The 25817-nt window shown below is 44.0% G+C and carries 21 protein-coding genes; 9 read left to right on the forward strand and 12 right to left on the reverse strand.

Annotated elements, in window-relative coordinates:
* Positions 1–13: 13 nt before the first annotated feature.
* A complete protein-coding gene (locus CPG39_RS13585; RefSeq protein WP_096294090.1) occupies positions 14–1474 on the reverse strand; it encodes a M17 family metallopeptidase in 1461 nt (486 codons plus the stop codon).
* Positions 1475–1642: 168 nt separating this feature from the next.
* Here CPG39_RS13585 and CPG39_RS13590 point away from each other — a divergent pair, with 168 nt between their 5' ends.
* Together CPG39_RS13590 and CPG39_RS13595 are read left to right on the forward strand one after the other, a co-directional pair.
* A complete protein-coding gene (locus tag CPG39_RS13590) occupies positions 1643–2437 on the forward strand; it encodes a thymidylate synthase (protein WP_096294091.1) in 795 nt (264 codons plus the stop codon).
* On the forward strand, positions 2434–2937 hold the full coding sequence (locus CPG39_RS13595; RefSeq protein ID WP_013647049.1) for a dihydrofolate reductase: 504 nt from the start codon (positions 2434–2436) through the stop codon (positions 2935–2937). Before CPG39_RS13590 ends, CPG39_RS13595 begins: the two co-directional genes overlap by 4 nt.
* A gap of 130 nt (positions 2938–3067) precedes the next feature.
* Here CPG39_RS13595 and CPG39_RS13600 read toward each other — a convergent pair whose 3' ends face one another.
* The 4 genes from CPG39_RS13600 to apbC form a co-directional block, all read right to left on the reverse strand.
* The gene (locus CPG39_RS13600; RefSeq protein WP_096294092.1) at positions 3068–4243 is read right to left on the reverse strand and encodes a type III PLP-dependent enzyme; all 1176 of its coding nucleotides are present in this window, start codon (positions 4241–4243) and stop codon (positions 3068–3070) included.
* A gap of 305 nt (positions 4244–4548) precedes the next feature.
* A complete protein-coding gene (locus CPG39_RS13605; RefSeq protein WP_096294093.1) occupies positions 4549–5781 on the reverse strand; it encodes a TIGR03790 family protein in 1233 nt (410 codons plus the stop codon).
* A 57-nt stretch (positions 5782–5838) separates the two neighbouring features.
* On the reverse strand, positions 5839–6405 hold the full coding sequence (gene dcd / locus CPG39_RS13610) for a dCTP deaminase (RefSeq protein ID WP_013647052.1): 567 nt from the start codon (positions 6403–6405) through the stop codon (positions 5839–5841).
* A gap of 14 nt (positions 6406–6419) precedes the next feature.
* Positions 6420–7508 carry an iron-sulfur cluster carrier protein ApbC gene (apbC, locus tag CPG39_RS13615; protein WP_096294094.1) on the reverse strand — a complete coding sequence of 363 codons (1089 nt, stop codon included), beginning with the start codon at positions 7506–7508 and terminating at the stop codon, positions 6420–6422.
* Positions 7509–7633: 125 nt separating this feature from the next.
* Here apbC and metG point away from each other — a divergent pair, with 125 nt between their 5' ends.
* Genes metG through CPG39_RS13630 form a run of 3 tightly spaced genes read left to right on the forward strand, consistent with a single transcriptional unit; the run spans position 7634 to position 10887 of the window.
* A complete protein-coding gene (gene metG, locus CPG39_RS13620; protein WP_096294095.1) occupies positions 7634–9739 on the forward strand; it encodes a methionine--tRNA ligase in 2106 nt (701 codons plus the stop codon).
* 8 nt (positions 9740–9747) lie between these two features.
* Positions 9748–10113 (forward strand): DUF4440 domain-containing protein, encoded by a 366-nt coding sequence (locus tag CPG39_RS13625; RefSeq protein ID WP_096294096.1) that lies wholly within the window; start codon positions 9748–9750, stop codon positions 10111–10113.
* 24 nt (positions 10114–10137) lie between these two features.
* Positions 10138–10887, forward strand: a complete 750-nt coding sequence (locus CPG39_RS13630; RefSeq protein WP_096294097.1) for a YggS family pyridoxal phosphate-dependent enzyme — start codon at positions 10138–10140, stop codon at positions 10885–10887.
* Positions 10888–11059: 172 nt separating this feature from the next.
* Here CPG39_RS13630 and CPG39_RS13635 read toward each other — a convergent pair whose 3' ends face one another.
* From CPG39_RS13635 to CPG39_RS13655, 5 genes are all read right to left on the reverse strand, one after another.
* Complete coding sequence (locus tag CPG39_RS13635; protein ID WP_197702886.1) at positions 11060–11842, reverse strand: hypothetical protein; 783 nt, start codon at positions 11840–11842, stop codon at positions 11060–11062.
* A gap of 51 nt (positions 11843–11893) precedes the next feature.
* On the reverse strand, positions 11894–12877 hold the full coding sequence (locus tag CPG39_RS13640; protein ID WP_096294098.1) for a BPSS1780 family membrane protein: 984 nt from the start codon (positions 12875–12877) through the stop codon (positions 11894–11896).
* A 44-nt stretch (positions 12878–12921) separates the two neighbouring features.
* On the reverse strand, positions 12922–13872 hold the full coding sequence (locus CPG39_RS13645) for a homoserine kinase (protein ID WP_096294099.1): 951 nt from the start codon (positions 13870–13872) through the stop codon (positions 12922–12924).
* Between the two features lie 78 nt (positions 13873–13950).
* Positions 13951–14349, reverse strand: a complete 399-nt coding sequence (locus CPG39_RS13650) for a DUF2782 domain-containing protein (RefSeq protein ID WP_096294100.1) — start codon at positions 14347–14349, stop codon at positions 13951–13953.
* Between the two features lie 56 nt (positions 14350–14405).
* Positions 14406–15131 (reverse strand): TIGR00730 family Rossman fold protein, encoded by a 726-nt coding sequence (locus CPG39_RS13655; protein WP_096294101.1) that lies wholly within the window; start codon positions 15129–15131, stop codon positions 14406–14408.
* Between the two features lie 13 nt (positions 15132–15144).
* Here CPG39_RS13655 and polA point away from each other — a divergent pair, with 13 nt between their 5' ends.
* Positions 15145–17895 carry a DNA polymerase I gene (gene polA, locus CPG39_RS13660; protein ID WP_096294102.1) on the forward strand — a complete coding sequence of 917 codons (2751 nt, stop codon included), beginning with the start codon at positions 15145–15147 and terminating at the stop codon, positions 17893–17895.
* Positions 17896–17927: 32 nt separating this feature from the next.
* Here the strand turns inward: polA and CPG39_RS13665 are convergent, their stop codons facing one another.
* Positions 17928–20441, reverse strand: coding sequence for an Rne/Rng family ribonuclease (locus tag CPG39_RS13665; RefSeq protein ID WP_096294103.1), 2514 nt, complete (start codon positions 20439–20441; stop codon positions 17928–17930).
* A gap of 440 nt (positions 20442–20881) precedes the next feature.
* Here CPG39_RS13665 and CPG39_RS13670 point away from each other — a divergent pair, with 440 nt between their 5' ends.
* Positions 20882–21862, forward strand: a complete 981-nt coding sequence (locus CPG39_RS13670; protein ID WP_096294104.1) for an RluA family pseudouridine synthase — start codon at positions 20882–20884, stop codon at positions 21860–21862.
* 49 nt (positions 21863–21911) lie between these two features.
* On the opposite strand, the gene CPG39_RS13675 is transcribed toward CPG39_RS13670, so the two are convergent.
* Complete coding sequence (locus CPG39_RS13675) at positions 21912–22556, reverse strand: arylesterase (protein ID WP_041362177.1); 645 nt, start codon at positions 22554–22556, stop codon at positions 21912–21914.
* On the opposite strand from CPG39_RS13675, the gene CPG39_RS13680 reads away from it, so the two are divergent.
* On the forward strand, positions 22555–23244 hold the full coding sequence (locus CPG39_RS13680; protein ID WP_013647067.1) for an ABC transporter ATP-binding protein: 690 nt from the start codon (positions 22555–22557) through the stop codon (positions 23242–23244). The two genes, CPG39_RS13675 and CPG39_RS13680, sit on opposite strands and share 2 nt — an antisense overlap.
* 62 nt (positions 23245–23306) lie before the next feature.
* On the forward strand, positions 23307–25817 hold the full coding sequence (locus tag CPG39_RS13685; RefSeq protein WP_096294105.1) for an ABC transporter permease: 2511 nt from the start codon (positions 23307–23309) through the stop codon (positions 25815–25817).

Genomic DNA, 25817 nt, shown 5'->3' on the forward strand with positions numbered 1-25817 from the left:
TTTATATAGGCGTTTATTCAATATTTTTAAGAAATTCAATAGCCCAATTAACGCCAAATCCTGTGATTTCACTGTTAACCGCACCTAAACCACCTTTGTGATTGCTCGCGGATAAATCCATGTGCAACCAGGGCGTATTTTGTATGAATCGTTTTAAAAAGCATGCTGCAAGAATATGATCGAAATCCCCGTCTAATTGGCATTGTTTGATATCGGCGATATCGCTTTCAAGACTTTCCTCATAATCTGCATCCATCGGAAAAACACAAACACGTTCTCCACTTTTCTTTCCCGCGACAATAGCTTTCTGGCATAAATTATCTTGATTGCTGAAAATTCCGCTATACCGGGATCCCAAAGCTGTTTTCATACTTCCTGTTAAAGTGGCAAAGTCAATGATCAGATCAGGCTTTTGTTGACTCGCTAAAGTTAAAGTATCTGCCAAAACCATTCGACCTTCCGCGTCAGTGTGCACGATTTCAATCGACAATCCGTTTAATGCTGAAATAATATCGTTTTGTTTATAGGCACGCGGGCTGATATGATTTTGTGCAATGGCAAGCCAACAATCAATTGTGACGGGTATTTCGGCACGTGTGGCTGCAAGAAGAATACCTAAAGCAACAGCGGAACCATTCATATCTTCGTGCATGCCCTGCATATAGCGAGCTGGTTTTATATTGTGACCACCCGTATCAAAGCAAATGCCTTTGCCCACAATCGCAATTTTTTTATTTTGGGAGCTAGGCCTGCAATTATGCTGTAAATGTACAATAGCGGCATCTTCTGTGTCGCTTCCTTGTGCAACCGCAATAAAAGCGCCTGCGCCCATTTCTTTCAATTTATTAAAATCAAATTCTTCATATTTCCACCCCTCATTTTCAGCCAGTTTCTTGATCTGTTGTCGATAAGTCTTGGGCATTAATTCATTTGCAGGAAGAGCAGTTAATCCGCGCGCTAATAAATTTCCTTCTGCTAATGCACGTTGCAAGGAAAAATTATTATCATCTTGATAGCCATATAGAAACATCTTAGCCAGCGGTTTCCTGATTGGTTTACTTTTTCGTACCGGCAGTACAGCACCATTGATCCAAACTGTGTAAACAGCCAGTTCGGCAAAGTTTCTTTTTTGCTGCAGGGTGCCGTAAACAGCAATATGTATTTCATCCGGATTTTCTAGAAGTAGAAGTTTTATTGCTTTGCGTAGGCACGTTTGTTGTTCAAAAATGGGTTTGTCAGTATCAAGCATTACCCAACTACATAATTCACCATTCTGGAGATTTGCACTCACGGGGGTTTCGTCAAGATCTGTTAATTGCATACTGCGCCGCAATAGTAATTTATTCAGAGGCTCTTCACCGGGAATACTATATTTCTTGGGTAACTTGTCTAACTTAGGAAGTACTACGAGAATATGAGGTGTTCTAATTGATTGATCAATAGGTGATATATTCTGGAAAAGGGATGCCAGCATTGAAAGCTTTCCTGTGAAATATTATTTTCTGTGTAGCGATATCGGGAGTCATTACAAAAAGAATGATTGCAGATAATATTGCTATTATATACGTGTTATGTATGCTGTGGCGGGGATAGCCCGTTGCAGATAGATTAAAAAAAAATGAATAGGGAGCTTTAAAGAAGAATGCGCCAATATCTCGAATTAATGCAACATGTTATTGATTACGGTTTTCAAAAAACTGATCGAACGGGTATTGGTACATTATCGATTTTTGGTCATCAAATGCGTTTTGATCTAAATGATGGTTTCCCGTTAGTCACAACCAAGAAATGTCATTTAAAGTCAATCATTCACGAGTTGTTATGGTTTATTCGGGGTGATACCAATGTACGTTATCTACATAAATATGGCGTTTCAATTTGGGATGAATGGGCTGATGTAAATGGCAATCTGGGTCCTATTTACGGTCAGCAATGGCGCTCCTGGATGAGTGCAGACGGACAGAAAATTGATCAGCTTCAACAGGTAATTAAACAGATTATGGATACACCTGATTCGCGTCGAATGCTGGTTTCTTCATGGAATGTAGGTGAACTGCACAGAATGCGATTGCCTCCATGTCACGCTCTTTTTCAATTCTATGTCGCCAATAATAAGTTATCATGCCAGCTCTATCAGCGAAGTGCGGATATTTTCTTGGGAGTCCCATTTAATATCGCTTCGTATGCCTTGCTAACGATGATGATTGCGCAGGTTAGTAATCTCGGGGTAGGGGAGTTCGTACATACGTTAGGCGATGCGCATCTTTATCTGAATCATTTGGAACAAGCGCGCGAGCAGTTATCGCGTGAGCCACGACCATTGCCCGTAATGAGATTAAATCCGATGATACGAACAATTTCTGAGTTTGAGTATGAGGATTTTGTCTTGGAGAACTATGATTCTCATCCACCCATCAAAGCACCTGTAGCTGTATGATTTCAATGCGTCTTTCTATCCTGGTGGCTATGGCTAAGAATCGAGTTATTGGCCAAAATAATCAATTGCCCTGGCATTTGCCGGCTGATCTTAAGCACTTTAAGTTCCTGACAATGGGTCAAACCATTGTGATGGGAAGAAAAACCTATGAGTCGATCGGTAGACCGTTACCCGGACGGGAGAATATTATTATTACCCGGCAATCAGGTTATGACGTGCAGGGAGCAACTGTAGTGAATTCTCTTGAAGATGCTTTGTTGATATGCGAAGAAAGTAGCACGATCAATAATGAAAGCTTTATTATTGGTGGTGAGAAGCTATACCGGCAAACACTGGATATTTGCCAAAGAATGTATATTACTGAAATACAGAGTGATTTTGAAGGTGATGTAGTTTTTCCGGAATTTGATCGCAACAACTGGGAAGAAATACAGCGTGATAAGCATATATCAGATGCGCAAATCGAATATCATTTTGTCATTCTTGAGCGTAAAGTATGACTCAAATATCCTCCAGATCAATCTCTGGTTCTTGTAGATGATATGCACCAATATAAATGGTGAAATATGCATCAAGTGCCATTTCACCATTTATTAGAATTATTGCGTAAGTGTGAGTGATCGCAGTTGCTCAGATCACTTTCACATCAGGTAAAGGAAATCCATTGAAATTACTTGCGTAGGCAGTCGTGTAAGCGCCTGCGTTCGGTATATAAATGAAATCTCCTTCCTGCATATTATTTGGCAGCATCAACTCATGCATCAGGATATCGACTGAATCACAAGTTGGACCAGCGATTGACCAAGGAATGTTATTGCCTTCCCGGTCTGTTAGGATTTCATAGCGCAATCCTTCAGTCATTTCTATGACACCGCCAAACATGCCTGCATCCCAATACATCCATCGTTTTCCATTACGGGTTGCGGTACCCACGACGCGACATACAAAATAAGCTGAATCAGATACTAGGTAACGACCTGGTTCTGCCATAACGCGGATACTTTCCGGTAAATCGGCAATGGCTTCGTTGATAACTTCTGCGATGATTTCAATTGAAGGAATGGGTTTGATATGTCGAACTGGATAGCCTCCACCAACATTTAGCAATCGGGGATTCAAGCCGACACATCGCATTTCAGCAAAGACTTTCTTAGCACGTTCGATACCTACGCGCCAATTTTGTGGATTACGGCATTGAGAACCGACATGGAAGGTGACACCGGCCAGATCTGCTTTGAGCCTCACAGCTTCATGAATAATCTCATTAATATCGGCAAGATGTGTGCCAAATTTTCCAGCTAAAGGCCAGTCACTGCCAATATTCGGCGTATCAATGCGCAAGTACATTTTTGCATCTGGCTTAACGCTGACTATTTTGCGTAGTTCCTCAATGCTGTCGAGGACATACCATTCAACCCCTTTGGCAGCAGCATATTCTATGTAAGCTCGGGATTTCATCGGATTACTATAAAATATTTCAGCAGCCGGTACACCTAACTTAAGTAGCAAGTCCAACTCGGCAATAGAGGCGATTTCAAATCCAACACCTTCATCGATTAGAGCACTCAGTACACGTGCGTCAGGGTTTGCTTTGACAGCGTAATGTGGATGAACTCGAGGCATGGCAGCAATGAAACGTTGGGCTTTACGTCGAATGATAGTGCTGTCCACCAGTAAAAAAGGGCGTTGATAGCCTTTATTCAAGGTTTCTTGAACGTGTTCAAAATTAAGGCTAATCTCAGGATGAGTATCGAATAAGACTTCAGGCTGATCGTATTTCTGAAGTGAAAATGAGGGCTTAGGCATGCGTGTGCTCCTTTAAAAAACGCTACGTTTCAGGAATATGAACATTGACTAAATCAGCTGGGGCGATAAAGTTCTTTATGCTTCTCATGATGACCTCCTCATTGATAAGTTTACTGACGAATAAAAAGCACGCATTATATTCCGCATTTCAAGCAAAGCAAGCATTTTTTTAATATAAAAATATTTTGTTATATTAAATAATAAACAGTTTAAAACAATGTGTTGCATTAAATAAGATGATCATTGCGATAGACGGTTATTTTATAAAAAAGTTTAGATGAAGCTTAGGGTTTACTGATGGTTTGTCAGTGCCATTGTATGTTTAGGTAACCATCTGTTTCTTCATTAAATTTGAAGTAGAATCGATTTTCACCACGAATGATAGTTTTTTGTTGCATAAATGGGCTAAAAGGTCCAGCAGCAGAGAATGATCGTTCGATTCTCAAACGCCCTGCACGTGGCGAAAAGAATTTCAGCATAAAATGTCCCGGGCTTGTTTCTTCTAGATGCGGAGCGAAGGGTTTTGCCAATGGTTCACCGATGAATAGGCCTTGGCCCGGCCAGGCAACACTTTTCCAATAAGCTTCAAGCGCAGAAGCGCCTAATGCATACTGAAACATGGCCACTATGGGTGAGGGGAATTTTTGTGGAAAACTACAAGGTTCAACAACGGTTCCATAGCTTGCTGTGGCTCCGGCCTCCAGCCAACGCAAGCTGCTCATTTGCGGAGAATCAGTCAACTTGCCGCCAGCCGAAGTTAAATGATCTGCTAAAGCGCCCGGGAGAAAGCGCAGTGTTTCGAGCATGAATACTTTTTTCAAGCCGGTAAAGTAAAAAAGCACATCCTTACGCTCGGAAATGTAATCGGCTGTTAGTATTTGCATGGGAAATACGTCATCCAGTTCTTCCGCGATTTGTGTAAAGCTGGCTGACCGACTGTTGCGTGCTTTATCCGAAGTATTCATTAAATAGGCTTGGCCTTTAGGAAAGCTGTAGTCTGAACGTATGCCACGGTCGATCAACGCCTTGATGTGTTCGAAAGAGGTTCCGGCAAGCATCATCGCAGGGCGCAGCTTGTAATCGTCATAGGGATAAAAGCTGGATGAGTTGAAGTAGGGACTACGAGCGGTCGATCCACAGGGATCGGCGCAGTATCGCTTGTCGAAACCAAAAGCCAGAGCGGATGTCAATGACATGCAACCGACCCGGTATGGCGTGGTCCAGGCAACGGCGAATGCCTGTACATGTTCAGGGGTAAGCTGGTCAATAGCTGCTTTTAGTTGCCTGAATTCCTTTGGGGTTATAATGCTACGCTCAGATGAGAAGCGTAGCTTAACGATGTTTGTTTCGGGTATTTGTCTTGCTTGCTGGTAGTAATTGCCTATTTGCCGGGATAATGGATCGTTCTCATTAATAATGACTGCGATGTCGTTAGGTTCCAAACTGGTTCGTGGTAAGGAAATGCGATTCTGTGCTTCCACTGGCAAAGCTGCAGAAAAAGAAATAATCACCAGTAAGACGAAAAATTGCTGGATCAAAGTTAAATTCTATTATGTAAAATCAAAGTAATTACACGCTGATTAACAAATACAACTTTAGATTTTCGGCAGCGTCACACCATGCTGTCCTTGATATTTACCGCCTCGATCTTTATATGAAGTTTCACACACTTCATCCGCTTCGAAAAATATTACTTGTGCTACGCCTTCATTGGCATAGATTTTAGCCGGCAGGGGGGTTGTATTGGAAAATTCCAATGTGACATACCCTTCCCACTCCGGTTCAAAGGGGGTGACATTGACAATGATGCCGCAGCGGGCGTAGGTGGACTTGCCCAGACAAATAGTTAATATATTGCGGGGGATACGGAAAAATTCGACGGTACGTGCCAGGGCGAAGGAATTGGGGGGAATGATGCATACGTCATTTTTGACATCAACAAATGAGTTGGAGTCAAAATTCTTCGGATCAACAATCGTTGAATTGATATTGGTGAACAATTTAAATTCATCCGAACAGCGGATATCGTAACCATAGCTTGATGTTCCATAGGAAACAATGCGTTGATTATCCTTTTGACGAATTTGATCGGGTTCGAATGGCTCAATCATGCCGTATTCCAGGACCATGCGTCGTATCCATTTGTCTGATTTAATTGTCATGCCTTCAGCAGCTCCTAGTCATCTTCCATAATGATTTTGGTGAACAATTCAGAATGATCTTCGGCGCATTCGGCAACCTTAACGGCAATACGCCGTGCAATCAACCGGTAGATTCCGGCTATTTTTCCATCCGGTTCAGCAACGACGCTGGGTTTTCCCGTATCCGTATGCTCACGAATTTTGATATCGAGTGGCAGAGCACCGAGAAATTCCACCTTGTAATCCTGACACATTTTTTCACCACCGCCGGTACCAAATATCGGTTCGGTATGCCCACATTGTGAACAGGTATGCGTGCTCATATTTTCGACGATACCCAAAATCGGAATGCCCACTTTTTCAAACATTTTTAAGCCCTTGCGGGCATCCAGTAAGGCAATATCCTGCGGCGTGGTGACGATCACCGCGCCGGTTACCGGTATTTTTTGCGCCAGTGTCAATTGAATATCGCCTGTACCTGGTGGTAAATCAACAATTAAATAATCCAGATCTTTCCAATTGGTATCGTTCAATAATTGCTGCAAGGCTTGCGTAACCATCGGGCCGCGCCAAACCATCGGAGTCTCAACGTCAACCAGCAAACCGATCGACATTGCTTGAATACCATGCGCCTGCATCGGTTCCATGGTTTTGCCATCAAAAGATTCCGGGTGACCGGTGATACCGAGCATTTGAGGTTGTGACGGTCCATAAATATCGGCATCCAGAATGCCTACGGAAGCGCCTTCCGCTGCTAATGCCAGAGCTAGATTGACTGCCGTGGCGGATTTTCCGACACCGCCCTTACCGGATGCAACTGCGATGATATTTTTGACCCCGGGAATCAGTTTGACGCCCCGTTGCACACCATGCGGGATAATTTTACTGGTCACTGTCACTTGGATATTTGCAATGCCGGGTATTGATCGCAAAGCCTCGCTAATCTGGCTTTGCACTGTATTTTTAACGCTATTGGCGGGGTATCCCAGTTCGATGTCAATTGCAGTATTATTTTGCTCAACCCGGATCGAGCGTACGGCTTTTGCGCTGATATAATCCTTGCCCGTGGTCGGATCAATGGTCAGAGAGAGAATTGTTTGTATTTGTTGTTCAGAAATGGTCACTACAAAGCTCCTTATTACTGCCGGTCAGCGGCGAACAATTTAATAAAGGGATGGTAACAAATATCAGGAATGCGCACACAGTTTGTTACAATTAGCGTTTATTCAATCCAGGCTGTGAATAGCGAATGAGCAAGCGAAAAATTCTGATTACTTCTGCACTTCCATACGCCAACGGCAGTATCCATTTAGGTCATCTAGTGGAATATATTCAAACCGATATTTGGGTGCGATTTCAGAAAATGCGCGGGCATGAGGTCTATTATGTATGCGCCGATGATACGCATGGCACGCCGATCATGTTGCGCGCGGAAAAAGAAGGCATTACACCGGAAGCTTTGATCGCGCGCGTTCATTCAGAACACTTAGGGGATTTTAGCGGATTTCATATTCAATTTGACAATTATTACAGTACCCATTCAACGGAAACTCGGTATTTCTCCGAAGATATCTACGCTAAGCTAAAAGCTGCGGGTTTAATTGCTGTGCGTGGCATTGAACAACTTTACGATCCGGTCAAGAATATGTTCCTGCCAGACCGGTTTGTCAAGGGAGAGTGTCCCAAGTGTGGAGCTAAAGATCAGTACGGCGATTCGTGCGAAGTATGCGGCGCGGCGTATGTTCCAACCGAGCTGAAAAATCCCTATTCCGCCGTATCGGGTGCAAAGCCGATCAACAAATCATCCGAACATTATTTCTTTAGCTTATCCGATCCGCGTTGTGTAGATTTTTTAAGGCATTGGACTTGTGAAGGTGACCATTTGCAGCTTGAGGCCGCCAACAAAATGCGCGAGTGGGTCGGCGAAGCAGGAGAAAATAAGCTTTCGGATTGGGATATTTCACGTGATGCCCCCTATTTCGGTTTTGAAATTCCCGATGCACCCGGTAAATATTTTTATGTCTGGCTTGATGCACCGGTGGGTTACATGGGTAGCTTCAAGAATTTATGCGAACGAGAAAAGATCCAGTTCGATGAATTTTGGCAACCACAATCCAATACGGAACTGTATCACTTCATCGGTAAGGACATTTTATATTTCCATGCCTTATTCTGGCCCGCGATGCTGCAAAATGCCGGATACCGCACACCGACGAAGATTTTTGCGCATGGTTTTCTGACTGTGAATGGAGAAAAAATGAGCAAGTCGCGCGGCACGTTCATCACTGCGGAAAGTTATTTGAGACAGGGTTTGAATCCCGAATGGTTGCGTTACTACTACGCAGCCAAGCTGAACAGCACATTGGAAGATATCGATTTGAATCTGGAAGATTTTGTCGCTCGCGTCAACTCTGATTTGATTGGTAAGTTTATTAACATTGCAAGCCGTTGCGCGGGTTTTATCAGCAAGCGATTTGAGGGCAGGCTGGTTAATGGCGCGCAGTATCAAATTCTACAACAGATGGTAAATGAGCGTTTTGCCGCATGGAGGCCGGAGGTTATTGAACATGCATTTGAAGCGCGTGAATATTCTGCCGCCATTCGCCAAATCATGAAATTTGCTGACGAAGCAAACGAAATGATTCACCAACTCGCGCCATGGGAAATCGCCAGAAACCCCGATCGTAGTGACGATTTGCAACGTACTTGCAGCCTTGGCGTTCAATTGTTTTATTTGTTATCGCGCTATCTGAAACCGGTCCTGCCCGCCACTGCGCAACAAATAGAAACCTTTCTTAACTGGGCGCCTTTGACTTGGCCGCAGCTGCGTGACGATCAACCGGTTTCCGATTTATTGCTGCCCGCGGGTCATAAGATCAACATTTACCAGCATTTGATGACACGCATCGATACCAAACAAGTCGATGCGTTAATTGCTGCCAATACGCAGAGTTTTACGCCTGCGGCGCAAGATGCGCCGATAAGGCATGCAGAAAAGCAACAACATGCAGTTGCGCCGCTTGCCAAGACTATTTCCATCGACGATTTCAGTAAAATTGATTTGCGTATCGCTAAAATTGTCAATGCAGAAGATGTGCCCGGCGCGGAAAAGTTGTTGAAGTTAACGCTCGATATCGGCAGTGAGCAGCGTGTGGTTTTTGCCGGAATCAAATCCGCTTATGATCCGGAGCAACTCAAAGGACGCTTGACTGTAATGGTCGCAAATCTCGCGCCACGGCAAATGAAATTCGGCTTATCGGAAGGCATGGTATTGGCTGCTGGCGGTGGCAATCCAGGTGAGTTATTCATTTTATCACCGGATGCTGGCGCACAACCTGGCATGCGGGTTAAGTAGCTGTTTGTATGGAACTGAATATATTTGTTAAACAAATCCAACAATTGGAACTTAGGTTATTGCAAAGTGATCTGACCGCGCATCCTGAATTGATTGATGAATTGTTGGCGGAAAATTTTGAAGAAGTTGATAGTAATGGAGAAATTCGTACCAGAAACGACGTGATCGATTGGTTGTTACACAAAGATAAGCACATTCAATGGACCTTTAAGGATTTTCGTATTAAAGCACTAACGGATGATATGGTGCTGGCAATTTATTCGTTGTGCAAACCGGATTGCATGAATGGCGCAGGGTCCACCAGAACCTCAATTTGGCAGTACCAGAAAAACCGGTGGAAAATGGTTTTTCACCAAGCATCCAGGAAAAATTAATTTCTCGAATAACAGGAGCAGCCCGTGGAATTCAGCGCAGAGCAGCAATTCAAAGACATCCAGAACAATCTCTCAACTGTCAAGCAACGCATTGTTGATGCTTGCAAGAAAGCGGGACGTGATCCTGCCAGTGTGCGATTGCTGCCAGTAACAAAAACGGTGCCTGCGGAAAGATTGCGCATTGCCTACGCTGCGGGTTGTCACGAAATGGGCGAAAACAAGATTCAGGAAGCGCGCGAGAAATCCGAGGTATTGAGCGACTTAAACATCAAATGGGCGGTCATCGGTCATTTGCAAACCAATAAAGCCAAATATCTGGCTCGCTTCGCCAATGAATTTCAAGCACTTGATAGCCTTAAAGTTGCCGAGGAACTCGACAAGCGTCTGCAAAATGAAGGGAGGGCGATTGATGTGTATGTGCAAATCAACAGTTCCGGCGAGGCCAGCAAGTTCGGTCTTCCACCTGAGGATGTACGCGATTTTGTCCAGAAACTCCCCAATTATTCGTCGTTGCGGATTAAAGGACTGATGACATTGGCCATTTTTTCTTCGGATCACGATCGGGTGCGCGAATGTTTCGTCAAAATGCGTGAAATCCAGGCCATGTTGCGCCAGGAAGCACCGGCTGGATTGTCATTTGACGAGCTATCAATGGGCATGTCGGGAGATTATGAATTGGCGATTGAGGAAGGTGCAACGGTGGTGCGGGTTGGGCAGGCGATATTCGGTAAGCGGCCACTGCCGGATAGCCATTATTGGCCTGGATTGGGGTAATGAAAGATTTTCGGAGCGATATAAAATCCGTTCCGAAGATACGGAGCAGACATTGTATGTTGATTCATGTGGAGAGCATTTTGGAGCGAGTTATGCCATTATAAGTCGGAATATGAGGGAGGTAGAAAAGATGAGAATATTAAATGATGTAAAATCTGAATCTATTTTTGCTTTATGACTTCTCTACTAATCTTTGTTGCGTAAAATAAAAAAGATTATCGAATAGGTCAATTGGTATATCGAGCCCTAGACCAAAATAAGCAGTACGAAACTCCTCAAGCTTTAAAGGTGAACCATCAAATTGTTCCCGACCTCTAGAGAACTCAAATATTCTATTAACAAGAGCTTGCAATTCTCCAAGAGAATACATATACGAAACTATATTTTGAGGAATTTGTACTATGTTGCTACTTTCACTAAATTCGTTTTCTAAACTTTGTAATCTTGAGTGGTGAATTTGTAAGCGAGTTAAAATACAAGCTAAGTGCTCACCAAAATCCGGTTTGGAAAATACGATGCAACGGCTAAATATTTTTTTATATGAACAGGGCAATTTTGGTAATGGTTTTTTTAAAGGTGTTTTACATTTATCCTTTGCATTATTTGCTCTATCCCAAGCTTCCTTTAACAAAGGAGAACACTGCTGAAAATATGAAGTAAGCTCGCTTAGGGTCTCAGGAAGGAATGCTCGAGCAGCGACAAATTCGCGCTCGCTTTGTTTTTTAGCGTTGTATCTAGATATATTGAAAGCGATTAAACTTGAAGTAAAAGCAAGTATGCCAACATTGAGAGATTGCCAACTGTGCCACACACTTTGCACATAAATCAATTCCCCTTTTCCTACAATAAAAGGGCATACAACCATGCTAATAATATAAATAACAAAAAACGGCCAAACTGCCCAGTTTAAAATGTTTATCCAGTCGTCAGTTTTTAGAATAAAAATACGTTTCAATAGATATTCCTTTGATTTTGAACTGAGATGTTTACTTCTACATTTCTCCTTCTATTGCGATGAGCTAGACTTGGATTTGTATAGTTGAAGGTGTTCCTCACTACAAAAAAATTGCTCTTTATCTTGGATGGCCTCATCCCGCGGTACCGGTACGTTACACTGTGCGCACTGAACGAGTTCTCTGGAATTCGAATGGATAAATTTGCTATCCGATGCAGGATAATGTTTTTTTGTTTCAGCTTCGTCCTTCTTTGATTCTTCAGTGGCATTAGTCCAGTTTGCTTGCTGATAATCGTGCCCGGATTCGTTATTTTTGAACCGGAGGGGTTCATTCAGGAAAATATCTTTATAACTCACATAAATGGAAGTGAAAATCGTTGGAATCAGAATCACGAGTCCCACACCGTAAGGCATTATGCTCAGAATGGTTAGAAGGATGAGCGTGATGCCATAGAGTTGGAAAGGAATGAAATTTCTTAAGCAAGCAAAAAAGCTTTTTTGCATGGCGGCAATAGGCGGAATATTGTGAAAGATCACCAATAGCGGAGAAAACCAGGATGCCATCATGAGCGGAATGGAAAGCGCTAATGTAAGCAACGATGCTGTGAGCATATTGCTCATGACGCCCATGAGCTCGCTTTCATCGACTCGTTTTCCATATAGCAGCATGTCCGTCATTTGAGAGCCTCCAACCAGGATGACCAAACCAATAATCAGAATTTGCCCGATCAGATAGATGCCGCCGATAGTGATTAAGGGTACTGGATTGGTTTTGAAAGCCATGAATAAATGCGATATATCCAAAGGTCTACCCTGTTCCATGTCTTTGCAGCCCAGCATGATACCGGCCAGAAAAACGGGTGAAATCAAGGTGAAAATAAATTTCCCCAGTAGTGGCACCAATGACATGGTAATAGCGATCAACATCAAGGAAAAGCATACAAATACCCAGGCTAGCGGGGCTTTGCGGAACAGGTAGAAGCCGCTTAAGATCCATTGCAATCCCTGTTTTGCATTAACTTGATGAATTTCCATTGATGTTTCTCCAGTTGAATTCGGTGATTAATATGAATAATGAGTTACAGCCAGAGTTGCCGCAGTTTTATCGAATCTGCGGCATGATTTTCCAATATTTCCCGGAAATGTGCCGGGTCTTTGGCGTGCGTTAATTCTCCCGGGCGTGGCAAATGATAGTCGTATAACCGGGAAATCCAGAAACGTAATGCGCCTGCGCGCAGCATGGCAGGCCAGGCATCGTGTTCGACCGCAGTGAGCGGGCGAATATCATGATAGGCTTTCAGCAAAGAAAGTGTGCGGGTTTCATCCAGAGTTTTGTTTTGAGCCATGCACCAGTCATTTACAGTAATGGCCAGGTCGTATAAGAAATTATCATTGCAAGCAAAATAAAAATCAATGACACCGCCTATTGTATGATCGGTAAACAGAATATTGTCGCGAAATAAATCGGCGTGAATAACTCCCTTGGGTAATGTGACTTTGTGTTGCGCTAACTGAAAATCCAATTCATTTTGGAGCAGATGATTTTCTGCATGAGATAAAAAAGGTGTGATCTCGGGTGCTCGGGCTTGCCACCATGTTAATCCGCGAGGATTATTCATTTTTTCGTGATACGAACCTCCTGCTAAATGCATCCTGGCCAGCACAGTACCGACTTCCGTGCATTCCATAGCGGTTGGATGAATCACTGATTGTCCGGGCAAGCATGTAACAATTGTTGCCGGTTTGCCGTTCAGTTCACCCAGTAACTTTCGGTCCAGTCGCGGGATTGGTGCGGGGCAGGGTATATTATGTTGTGACAAATGCGCCATCAGATTCAGATAATACGGTAGTTCATGGCTGGTAAGTTTTTCAAAAAGAGTTAAAACAAATTTGCCTTGCGTAGTGGTGACCCAATAATTGGTATTTTCTATACCTGATGTGATGCCTTGTAAATGGATGAGTTTCCCAAGTTCATAATCTTGTAACCAAATCGTAAGCTGGTTATCGGTAACAGGTGTGAAAACAGACATGAATTAGCAGAAAATAAAGGTGCGAATGTAGAAATACCGATTATTCATGGAATACAAATAGCTGCCTATTAATTATCATCAGAATCTCAATATTTGCCACATAGGTGGATTAACATCAATACCGCCCTCACCCGCATGATCGTGATGACTCCTGATAGGATTCTTTTTCAAATAGTAAGGGGGGCCAATACGCGGAATCACTTTGATCATCAGAAGTTCACCGTTCACGCGATGTTCTTCAATGGTATCTCCGCCCCGTTTAATAATGGTGACTTCGGTTTCCAGTTCAGGATCTATCGGAATCTCAGGCAGCGGCGGTGAAGAATCGGTTTCAGGGGGCAGTTCGGGAACCTCAGGTAAGGGTATAAGATTGTCGGGGTGCTTAGGTTTCTTCGATTGCTGGGGATGCCCTGACTCCGCCATTGCAGGCGGTATCGAACATAGCAATGCAATTAAAATAAGTGGGTATAGGTGCATGAATGATTCCCGGCGGGTCAGGATTACCGTATTCTACCTAAAATCGCTGTTGAGGGTTATAAATTGAGTTGAATTTCTCGTTCAGCGGCAGATGGCTCAAATCCACTGGTTTCGTAATATTGGAAAATTGCGCTGACAACTTGTTCGGGTTCATCGATAACTTGAATCAGATTCATATCATCGATTGAGATAAAGCCTTCAGCAATCAACGCGTGTTGGAACCAGTCGAGCAAGCCGTGCCAGAATGCTGAATAAACAAGGATAATAGGCATTTTGCGGGTTTTTCCTGTTTGTACCAGAGTTAACGCTTCCATAAGTTCATCCAATGTTCCGAAGCCGCCGGGAAGCACGACGTAAGCGGTGGCAAATTTAACAAACATATATTTACGGGCAAAGAAATGCCGGAAAGTCTGGCTGATATCTTGAAATGCATTGCGATGTTGTTCGTGTGGCAATTGGATGTTTAAGCCGATGCTGGGTGATTTTCCGTAATAAGCGCCTTTGTTCGCCGCTTCCATAATACCCGGACCGCCGCCGGAGATTACAGCAAAGCCGGCATCAGAAAGTTGTTTGGCAATTTGCTCAGCTAATTTATAGTGTGGGCTGTTGGGATGGGTACGCGCACTGCCAAAAATGCTGACAGCGGGTTGAATGGTATCGAGTCGTTCTGTTCCTTCCACGAATTCTGCCATAATTCCAAACAGGCGCCATGACTCTTTGGCTGACCAGGGTTTATCCACGGACAGGGGGGCGATCGGTTTAGGTTTATCTTGCAAGCTCATAGGAAATTTATAAATGAAAACAGTGTTGCTGGTTGATGGTTCATCGTATTTATACCGCGCTTATCATGCATTGCCTGATTTACGTAATCGCAATAATGAACCAACGGGCGCTATTCATGGTGTTCTCAATATGCTGCGGCGTTTGCACAAGGATTACCACGCGGATTATAGCGCGTGTGTGTTTGATGCAAAAGGTAAAACTTTCCGTGACGAGATTTATCCTGAGTATAAAGCGCATAGACCTTCTATGCCTATGGAACTGGCAGTCCAGATCGAACCCTTGCATGCCTGCATCCGTGCTATGGGCTGGCCGATGCTGATTATTGACGGTGTGGAGGCGGATGATGTTATCGGTACCTTGGCGAGGCAGTCGGTCGAAGCTGATATGCGGTGCATTATCTCCACCGGAGACAAAGATATTGCGCAACTGGTGGATTCTCATATTTCATTGGTCAATACCATGAGTAATGAAGTACTTGATGAAGCGAGCGTGTTAGCCAAATTTGGTGTGCCGCCGGAGCGCATGCTGGATTACCTGATGCTGGTAGGCGATACATCGGATAATGTCCCCGGGGTACACAAAGTAGGACCCAAAACAGCCGTGAAATGGCTGACGCAATATGGATCATTGGATAACATCATTGCACATGCCGATGAAATCAAAGGGGCAATAGGTGATAATTTACGCACGGCTTTGGATTGGTTCGATACCGCGCGCCAGTTAATCACCATCAAATGTGATGTGGATTTGCCAATTAAAATCACAGATCTAGCCTTGCAGCCTCAAGATACCGAACAACTGGCACGGCTTTACGAGCAGCTGGATATGAGGACGTCGTTGCGTGAATTACGTCAACAAAGAGGGGCGTCAGATCCGAATCAACCGGGATCAGCCACTGTGAGTGAAAACCAGCTGGCCGCGGGCGATGGCGGAAATGATAAAGCCGTTATGGGTCAATCAGTAACTTATCAAACGATCTTTACCGACGCGGAATTGGATGATTGGTTAACTCGATTGGATACAGCGCAGCTGGTATCGATCGATAGCGAAACCACCAGTCTGAATCCAATGCAGGCAAAACTGGTGGGTATTTCGTTTTGCGTTGAAAGCCATCATGCAGCTTACCTTCCATTGATGCACAGGTATCCCGGGGTGCCGCAGCAACTTTCGTTTGATCGCGCGTTAAAGAAACTTAAGCCGTGGCTGGAGAGTGCAACAAAGCCCAAAGTGGGGCAGAATTTAAAATACGATAAACATGTTTTTGCCACCCATGGTATTCAGTTGAACGGTATCGTTCATGATACATTGCTGCAATCCTATGTGCTGGAATCTCATCGTCCTCATAATATGGATAATTTGGCGTTGCGCCATCTCGATGTTAAAACGATCAGTTATGACGATGTTACCGGGAAAGGCGCCAAGCGTATCGGCTTTGATGAAGTAGCGATTGATACCGCCACGCAATATGCTGCGGAAGATGCAGATATCACGTTTCGTTTGCATCAAACGTTGTATCCCGATATCCAAAGTAACGCGCAATTGAATCATATCTATCGTGAAATAGAAATGCCGATACTCAGTGTGTTATTTGAGATTGAAAGAAATGGCGTTTTATTGGACTACAAATTGTTACAAAAGCAGAGTCACGAACTGGGTGAAAAGTTGCATGCGCTGGAACAACAAGCCTATGACATCTCCGGACAGCCGTTCAATTTGAATTCACCCAAGCAGATACAGGAAATTTTGTTTCACCAGCTTAAATTACCGATCGTCAAAAAAACACCTACGGGGGTCCCTTCTACCGATGAAGATGTATTGCAGCAGCTTGCATTGGACTATCCATTACCGAAGTTATTACTTAATTATCGTAGTCTGTCTAAATTGAAATCCACATATACGGATAAATTACCGCTTATGGTGGATCGCAATACCGGGCGGGTGCATACCAATTATTCCCAAGCCGTCGCTGTGACTGGCCGCTTAGCCAGTTCGGATCCTAATCTGCAGAATATTCCAGTGCGTACCAGCGAGGGCCGCAGAATTCGTGAAGCGTTTATAGCCTCAACGGGATGCCGGATTATTTCAGCCGATTACTCACAGATAGAATTACGCATCATGGCGCATATTTCCCAAGACGAGGGTTTGTTAAAAGCTTTTGCGGCCGGAGAAGATATTCATAGTGCAACGGCTGCAGAAATTCTGGGGATTCCCTTGAGTCAGGTTGATCAAGAACAGCGCCGTTATGCTAAGGTGATTAATTTTGGCTTGATTTACGGTATGTCCGAGTTCGGTTTGGCGACGCAATTGGGCATTGAGCGTAGTGCTGCCCGTGCTTATATGGAGCGTTATTTTGCCCGGTATCCGAAAGTGGAGAGCTATATGCAGCAAACCCGCGAGAAAGCCAGACGGCTGGGTTATGTTGAAACTGTCCTGGGACGCAGGCTATGGTTGCCCGAGATTAACAATGCCAATGGCAATCGCCGGCAAGGGGCGGAACGGGCTGCCATTAATGCACCGATGCAAGGCACTGCCGCTGATATTATAAAGTTGGCAATGATCGCGGTACACAGCTGGTTACACAAGGAAAAATTACACAGCAAGCTGATTATGCAAGTCCATGATGAGTTGGTTCTGGAGGTTCCAGATAATGAGGTTGCATTAATAAAATCTAGCCTGCCCAAGTATATGGGTGATGTTCTGCAGCTTGACGTACCGCTAGTAATCGAGATCGGAGTCGGAGATAACTGGGAACAAGCGCACTAGAAAATTATATGCGCTTGCAGTGTGCACAGGCTTCATTCGCGTGTTTCGATTTGCATTAACGGCTCAACGGGAGCATCGGAGATTTGCTTGGTTTTTCTTCTTCGTGGTCTTTTAGGATTAACGATTTCTTCGGTTGCCAGCTCAACTTTTTCGGGCGGTGTTTCTATCATCACGAGGCCACTTTCCGTGAAATCCGGAAGTGCTTTAGTTACAGGGACTTCCTGTTGTTGTACAAGAGATGATTCATCGGGAAGATTATTGCTACCGGTTATTTCAGAATTGTCAGCAGGGTGTTTTGTAACTTCTTTTCTCACGGATTGCTTCTTAGCAGGTTCAATGACCTGAGTGGATGTTTCAATATCCTGTATAAAATTTGCCGAATTATCTTCATTAGTCGATGGAGTATCCGAAATATCCTGATTTTCAACCAAAGTTTTAGCGCGTGCGGATTGATCGCGATTCTTATTTCCGCGATGCCGGCGCGTACGTTTACGATCCACGGGTTTTGCATCTATGCCGTCATGATTTTCTGTTTCACTGATCAGTGCATTGTCTGGCAGTGATTTTTCATCAGAATCCGGATGGTATTGCGGAGAAGACTTGCTTCCGACATTTTTTCGTTCTGTAGATTGCTCTAGCGTATCACCAAATACCGCTGAGATGGGGTATTCTTCCGGTATCGCAGCGGTGGTACCGGAATCTGTCAATTCGCCTGATTTAACCGGCTTGTGCATAGAGGCATCCTTATTGCGCTCATTGCGATTTCTTCCACGTCGCCCTCTCGATCGCGTGCGTTCTTGAGACATTTTGTTTTTGTCAATGTCAATCTGTTGTTTTTTCTCAGGATCGGATTTGATCTCTTCATTCTTAACAGGCTTAAACCAACTGAAGAATTTATCCAACAACGAAGTGTCGCGTGATTTATCTTCCCGTACCGGTGCGGGTAGAGTAGGGGTTATACCTTGAACCGCAGCTTGAGGACGGATAGGTTTATTTTTCTGTTCGGAAAATACTAGATTGTTATCTTCAGTATTTTTTTCCACCAATTTATAACTGGCGACTGCTTCATTTGATCTCAGGTCTTCCTGGCGTAAACGATTAATACTATAGTTAGGTGTTTCAATATGAATGTTGGGGATCAGAACAATATTGATCCTTTGACGCATTTCAATGTCATAAATTTCCGCACGTTTTTCGTTTAGCAAGAAGGTGGCCACATCAACCGGCAATTGAACATGTAACGTGTTGGTGTTTTCTTTCATGGCTTCTTCCTGGATGATTCTTAGTATATGCAGCGCCGAAGAATCGGTTCCACGGATGAAGCCAGTGCCTTGGCATCGTGTGCATGGAATGTAATTGCTTTCCCCTAATGATGGACGTAAACGTTGACGGGATAATTCCAGTAATCCAAAACGCGAAATTTTCCCCACTTGAATACGCGCGCGGTCTTGCCGCAATGCCTCATGCAATCGAGCTTCAACTTCACGCTGATTGCGCTGTACATCCATATCGATAAAATCGATAACAATTAATCCACCCAAATCCCTTAATCGCAATTGACGAGCAATTTCATCCGCTGCTTCAAGATTGGTATTGAGCGCAGTATGCTCGATATCCAGACCGCGGATTGCACGGGCTGAGTTTACGTCAACCGAAACCAATGCTTCAGTGTGATCGATAACGATCGCACCGCCTGAAGGAAGAGAAACCTGTCTGGAATAGGCTGTTTCTATTTGATGTTCAATTTGAAAGCGTGAGAATAAGGGGACATCATCGTGATAAAACTTAAGGCGATCCACATTTGCAGGCATAACGTGTGCCATAAATTGACTGGCCTGTTCATAGATATCACGGCTGTCAATCAGGATTTCACCAATTTCTTGACTAAAATAATCACGAATTGCGCGGATAACCAGGCTGCTTTCTTGATAAATCAGAAAAACACCATCCTGATTATTGGCAGCTTCTTCAATGGCATACCAAAGTTGTGTCAGATAGTTCAAATCCCATTGCAGTTCTTCTTTACTGCGACCGATTCCGGCAGTTCTGGCAATAATGCTCATCCCTGTGGGAATTTCAAGTTTTGCAATGACTTCGCGTAAATCATTGCGTTCTTCACCTGTGATGCGACGCGACACGCCGCCACTATTGGAATTATTAGGGATTAAAACCAAATACCGGCCAGCCAGAGAGATATAAGTCGTTAATGCAGCACCCTTAGTTCCTCGTTCGTCTTTATCGACTTGAACAATGAGTTCTTGTCCTTCTTGCAGAAGATCCTGGATTCGCGCATTAGGATTGCTGCTTTCAGCAAAACACGAGGGGGCGATTTCTTTAAATGGTAAGAAACCATGTCTTTCACAGCCGTAATCAACAAACGCAGCTTCCAGGCTGGGTTCGACGCGTGTAATAACAGCTTTATAGATATTGCTTTTACGTTGTTCTTTGCTTACAGATTCTATATCGAGGTCGATCAGCGTTTGACCGTTTACTATTGCAACGCGCAACTCTTCAGGTTGTGTCGCATTAAATAACATTCGTTTCATTTACAAACCTTACGTGTTTTATTTGTCCATGCACTATCCATAATTTGTCGAATAGATAGATTTTTCCGGTGTACGTAGTTGTAATGACGAGGTTTGGGTTTATTGTTTGAATTACAAAAAATATTTGTCAATTAAGTGTTTCTTTTTTATTAATTTATTTAATATGTTGAATGACTTTGTAGTTTTAAGCTCAACGATATTTATAGATGTTATGCAAGCTGTTTAAGGTAACAGATTTTACATAAAGTTCCAAACGCCACTTTGTTTTAAGCTGCTCATTCGTTAATCTAAGAGTACATGAGCTAAAGCAGCGAATTTATAATGCATATTATGTCTTGAATGTCTAATTTTATAGAGAAAAAATGCTTAATCCCCTTACATCCCCTTGGAGCTTACATATTATATCTGGGATTTCATTAAATCAAATATATAATTAAAGTATGGAATCTATTACATCAATAACCAAAGAGCGTGTGAAAGAAGATGGAGATGATCAGCGGATCGATAATTTTTTATTCAAGCGATTTAGGAATGTACCCAAAAATCATTTGTATCAATTGGTAAGAAGTGGTCAGGTACGTGTTAACGGAAAGCGGATAGATGCTAACTATCGATTGCGATTAGGCGATATGGTGCGAATTCCACCAGTTAAAATTGAAACAAAAGATTCCTTAAATCGAACTGCAATTACTTGTTTAAATTTTTTCTCTTTTACTCATCTATATGAAGATGATGCAGTGCTGGCTATTGACAAACCAAGTGGAATGGCTGTTCATGGCGGAAGTAACGTCAGCTTTGGCGTGATCGAGCAATTACGTGCGCAAAACCCATCATGGAAATTTCTAGAGTTGGTGCACCGTTTGGATCGGGAAACTTCGGGTGTGCTGTTATTGGCAAAGAAACGCAGTGCATTGGTTGAATTGCATCGACAAATTCGCGAAGGCCTGGTGGAGAAACACTATTTGGTTATGGTCAAAGGTAAGTGGCTCAATGCTAAACAGCATGTAAGGCTGATACTTGACAAATATGTGACGGCCAGTGGTGAGAGGCGTGTTGCTGTAGTCACCAGCATTCGTCCTGGCAACAAGCCGATGCCTTCTCATTCGATATTTAAGCTGGATAAATCCTGGGATAATTTCAGTTTATTGGATGCACAAATAAAAACCGGACGCACGCATCAAATCCGTGTTCATCTTGCACATTTGGGTTTTCCCATTTTGGGAGATGATAAATATGGTAATTTTGAGATTAACAAGCGACTCGCTAAAGGTGGCGGGGACGGGAAGAGTAAACTGATGCGTATGTTTTTGCACGCTCATTCGTTGCAAATCACACACCCTGTTTCAGGACAGCGTATCAATCTGCGGTCGCCTTTGTCCAGTGATCTGCAGAAATTCATCGACGATCTGGATCGAATCTAAAGGCTTAGTTTAAGTTCTTTTGATGAAGTTGCGATGATACAATATACAACTAAATATCCGGATTGGTGGCAATTTGTTCAGTTTTAAACATGGTTTGCAAAACTTCCCAGACATTTTCTACAATTTTTTTCTGTGCGACTTCGGTAGGATGTATTCCATCAGCTTGGAAGAATTCGTGTTTATCGCCAAAACCAGCTAGTAAGAATGGTATTAATTTGATTTGATAACGCTCGGCCAATTGCGGAAAGATGGCTTGGAATTTTTGCGTATACGTTTTGCCATAATTCGGTGGTAACTGCATGCCGGCAAGTAAAACCAGTGCGTTGTTTTGTTGACATTCTTCTATAATGGCAGCTAGATTTTCATAAATGGATTGGATCGATGTACCGCGTAAACCGTCATTTCCACCAAGTTCAACGATAACAATTTCGGGGCGATGTGTTTCAAGCGCTTGTCGGATTCGATTGCGACCACCCAATGCCGTTTCGCCACTGATGCTTGCGTTAATGATGCGATAATCAGCATACTTTGACTGTAATCGTTGTTCCAGCAGTGTAACCCAGCCTGCTTCGGTCGATATGCCATAGCTGGAGGATAGGCTATCGCCAAAGACCAAGATAGTTTTGGTGGATGCGACTGCCGGAGCGCAGATAGTAAAAACAACAATCAGAATAATCAGGAAATTTTTTTTCATGTTAGATAATCATGTTAATCAACCTATTCTTTGGACACATGCATTGACCAAGCAGGTCAGTACCGGAGATACACAACTTACGATATTGCAAGATATCGATCTGCAAGTGTATGCGGGTGAAGCTGTTGCAATTATAGGCGCATCCGGTTCGGGAAAATCTACTTTATTAGGCTTGCTGGCAGGATTGGATTTGCCAACCGCAGGGAAAGTTCATCTGGATGCAGTCGATATTTTTACATTGGATGAGGATAGCCGCGCGGCTTTGCGCGGGAAAATTTTGGGTTTTGTTTTTCAATCGTTTCAATTATTACCCGCGTTAACAGCGATTGAGAATGTGATGTTGCCTTTGGAGCTTTCTCAACAGAACAAAAATGCTGAAGCGATTGCCCGGAAATTGTTGGAGCGCGTAGGACTGGCCAAACGCCTGAATCATTATCCTAAACAATTGTCCGGGGGAGAGCAGCAACGGGTTGCCATTGCACGTGCTTTTGCCACGGATCCTAAGTTATTGCTGGCGGACGAGCCCACTGGGAATCTTGACTCGGCTACCGGTATACAGATCATTGATCTTATGTTTGAGCTTAATCGTGAGCATGGTACGACATTGGTTCTGGTTACTCATGATGAAGTATTGTCACGGCGCTGTTCGCGTCAGATTCGCTTGGCGGACGGCAAATTGGTGCAATAGTTGCAGAAGCTTGGCATTATTGCTATTCATTTCATCTTTTCAGCACAGGGATAATTTTCATTATGAGTCATTTGAAATTGTCTTTCCGTATGTTATGTCGCGATTGGCGCGCAGGTGAGCTTAATGTTCTGGTGTTGGCATTGATCATTGCGGTGAGCGGTATGACCACGGTAGGTTTTTTTGCCGAGCGGGTGGAATTGGCCCTCACGCGTGAGAGTAATCAATTATTGGGCGCCGATTTACTGGTCATTTCGAGTCGGCCTTTGCCGGAGATGTATGCCGATGAGGCCAGTCGATTGGGGTTAACCATATCCTCGTTAACCAAGTTTCCCAGCTTGATTTCTGATGGTGAGAATAATTTGCTCACGGAAATTAAAGCGGTGACTGAGGGATATCCCTTACGCGGGCGTATACATCTGGCTAGCCGGTCGTCAATGTCGCGTGCAGAGCAACCAGAAATTACGATAGCCGACACTATACCGCAACCGGGTACTATTTGGGTGGATGAGAAAGTCATGACGCGACTCGATCTGAAAGCAAATGATGTGGTCGATGTCGGGGCGGCGCAACTAACCGTAACCGAACTGGTTGTACGCGAACCGGATCACTCGGTGGGATTCATCAATATGGGTGCACGCGCCATGATCAATGCATCCGATTTATCAGAAACGGATTTGATTCAAGAAGGCAGCCGTGTTTCGTATCAACTGCTGGTGGCAGGGGAAGTAAAAGCAGTGCAGCAATTTCGCGATTGGATAAAACCACAACTGACAAAAACACAAAGGGTGGAAGGCATTCGCGATGCGCGTCCCGAGATTAAAGCCGCGTTGGAACGTGCGGAAAAATTCTTAAGTCTGGCCGCATTGGCCAGTGTGGTTTTGGCAGCCGCAGCAATTGCATTAGCAGTGCGCCGGTTTACTCAGCGCCATTTGGATGGATGCGCTGTAATGCGCAGTCTGGGAGCCAGCCAGCAGCAACTATTTTATCTCTATTGGTATTATTTTATTACCCTGGGTGTTATTGCCAGCGCCATCGGCTGTTTGATAGGCTTTGCCGCGCAACAAATTCTGGCGCATTGGCTGATCGGTATCGTGGATACTGCATTGCCCTGGCCAAGTTGGTTGCCAGCGTTGCAAGGATTGCTGGTTGGCTTAGTGCTATTAGTAGGTTTTGCATTACCGCCGGTGCTGAATTTGCGTAGCGTTCCGGCGTTACGTGTGTTGCGTAGAGACATCGGCTTATCCAATGCACACAGTTTGGCAGGTTATTTACTGGGATTGATAACTTTATCGCTATTGTTTATTTGGAAAGCGCAGGATCTGAAGCTGGGTCTTTATATCGTGACGGGGTTTGTTGCAGCGATTATTATTTTTGGTTGCTTCGGTTGGTTGCTGATTAAGGTGCTTTCAGGTCTGCGTCATCAAGCCGGCGGTGCCTGGCGTTATGGTTTGGCCAGTATTCACCGTCGTGCGATTTCAAGCGTGTTGCAAGCCGTGGCTTTGGGATTGGGATTGATGGCATTACTTGTGCTGACTTTGATTCAGAATGACTTGATTGACGATTGGCACGCTAGCTTACCTCCTAATGCACCTAATCACTTCCTGGTAAATATACAAGCGGATCAAGTGCAATCGCTGCAAGAATTTTTTCAGCAATACGAGATAGAGTCGCCGCCGATGTATCCGATGGTCAAGGGGCGATTGGTCAAGATTAATGGTAAAAATGTGTCACCTAAGAGTTATAAGGATGATCTGCATGCCGAGAGGCACATACGGCGTGAATTCAATTTAACCTGGGCAAACGAACTTTCATCGGATAACCAGATCATTCAGGGCTCCTGGTGGAAAGTGGGCACCCAAGAGGCTGAACTGTCGATTGAAGAAGGCATAGCCAAAACCATTCGCGTGAAGTTGGGGGATGAATTGACTTATGATATTGCCGGGAGTCACTTCACAGCCAGGATTACCAGTGTAAGAAAAGTAGATTGGGACACTTTCCGGGCTAATTTTTTTGTTGTGGTGCCTCCGGGTTTGCTGAATGACTATCCGGCCAGTTTTGTCACCAGCTTTTATGTGCCGCCAGCAGAAATTTCCATGATTCACGAATTGGTCAGAACATACCCAAACATTCTGGTCGTTGATGTGGCTGTGGTTATCAATCAGGTACAGCAAATGATCCAGCAGGTTTCTCAAGCCATTGAATTTGTTTTTTTATTTACTTTGTTGGGAGGATTCGCCGTACTGTATGCAGCGATTGCCGCAACACAAGATGAGCGCATTTATGAAGCGGCCATTTTCAGAACACTGGGTGCCAAGCGGGAGCAGTTGTCACGCGCCTGGGCTGCCGAGTTTGCGATTCTGGGCGGATTGGCCGGCTTATTTGCATCTGCTGGTGCCAGCGCGCTTGCCTATGTCATCAGCAAGCATGTTTTGCATTTCGATTACACATTTAATCCGTGGATCTGGGTGATTGGCACATTGACAGGTGTGATCGGTGTTTTAGTGGCGGGTTTACTGGGTACGCGCTCGGCGCTATCCAGTCCGCCACTATTGACGTTACGCAAAATTGGTTAG

The organism is Nitrosomonas ureae (genome assembly GCF_900206265.1).
In the GTDB taxonomy this organism is placed as follows: domain Bacteria; phylum Pseudomonadota; class Gammaproteobacteria; order Burkholderiales; family Nitrosomonadaceae; genus Nitrosomonas; species Nitrosomonas ureae_C.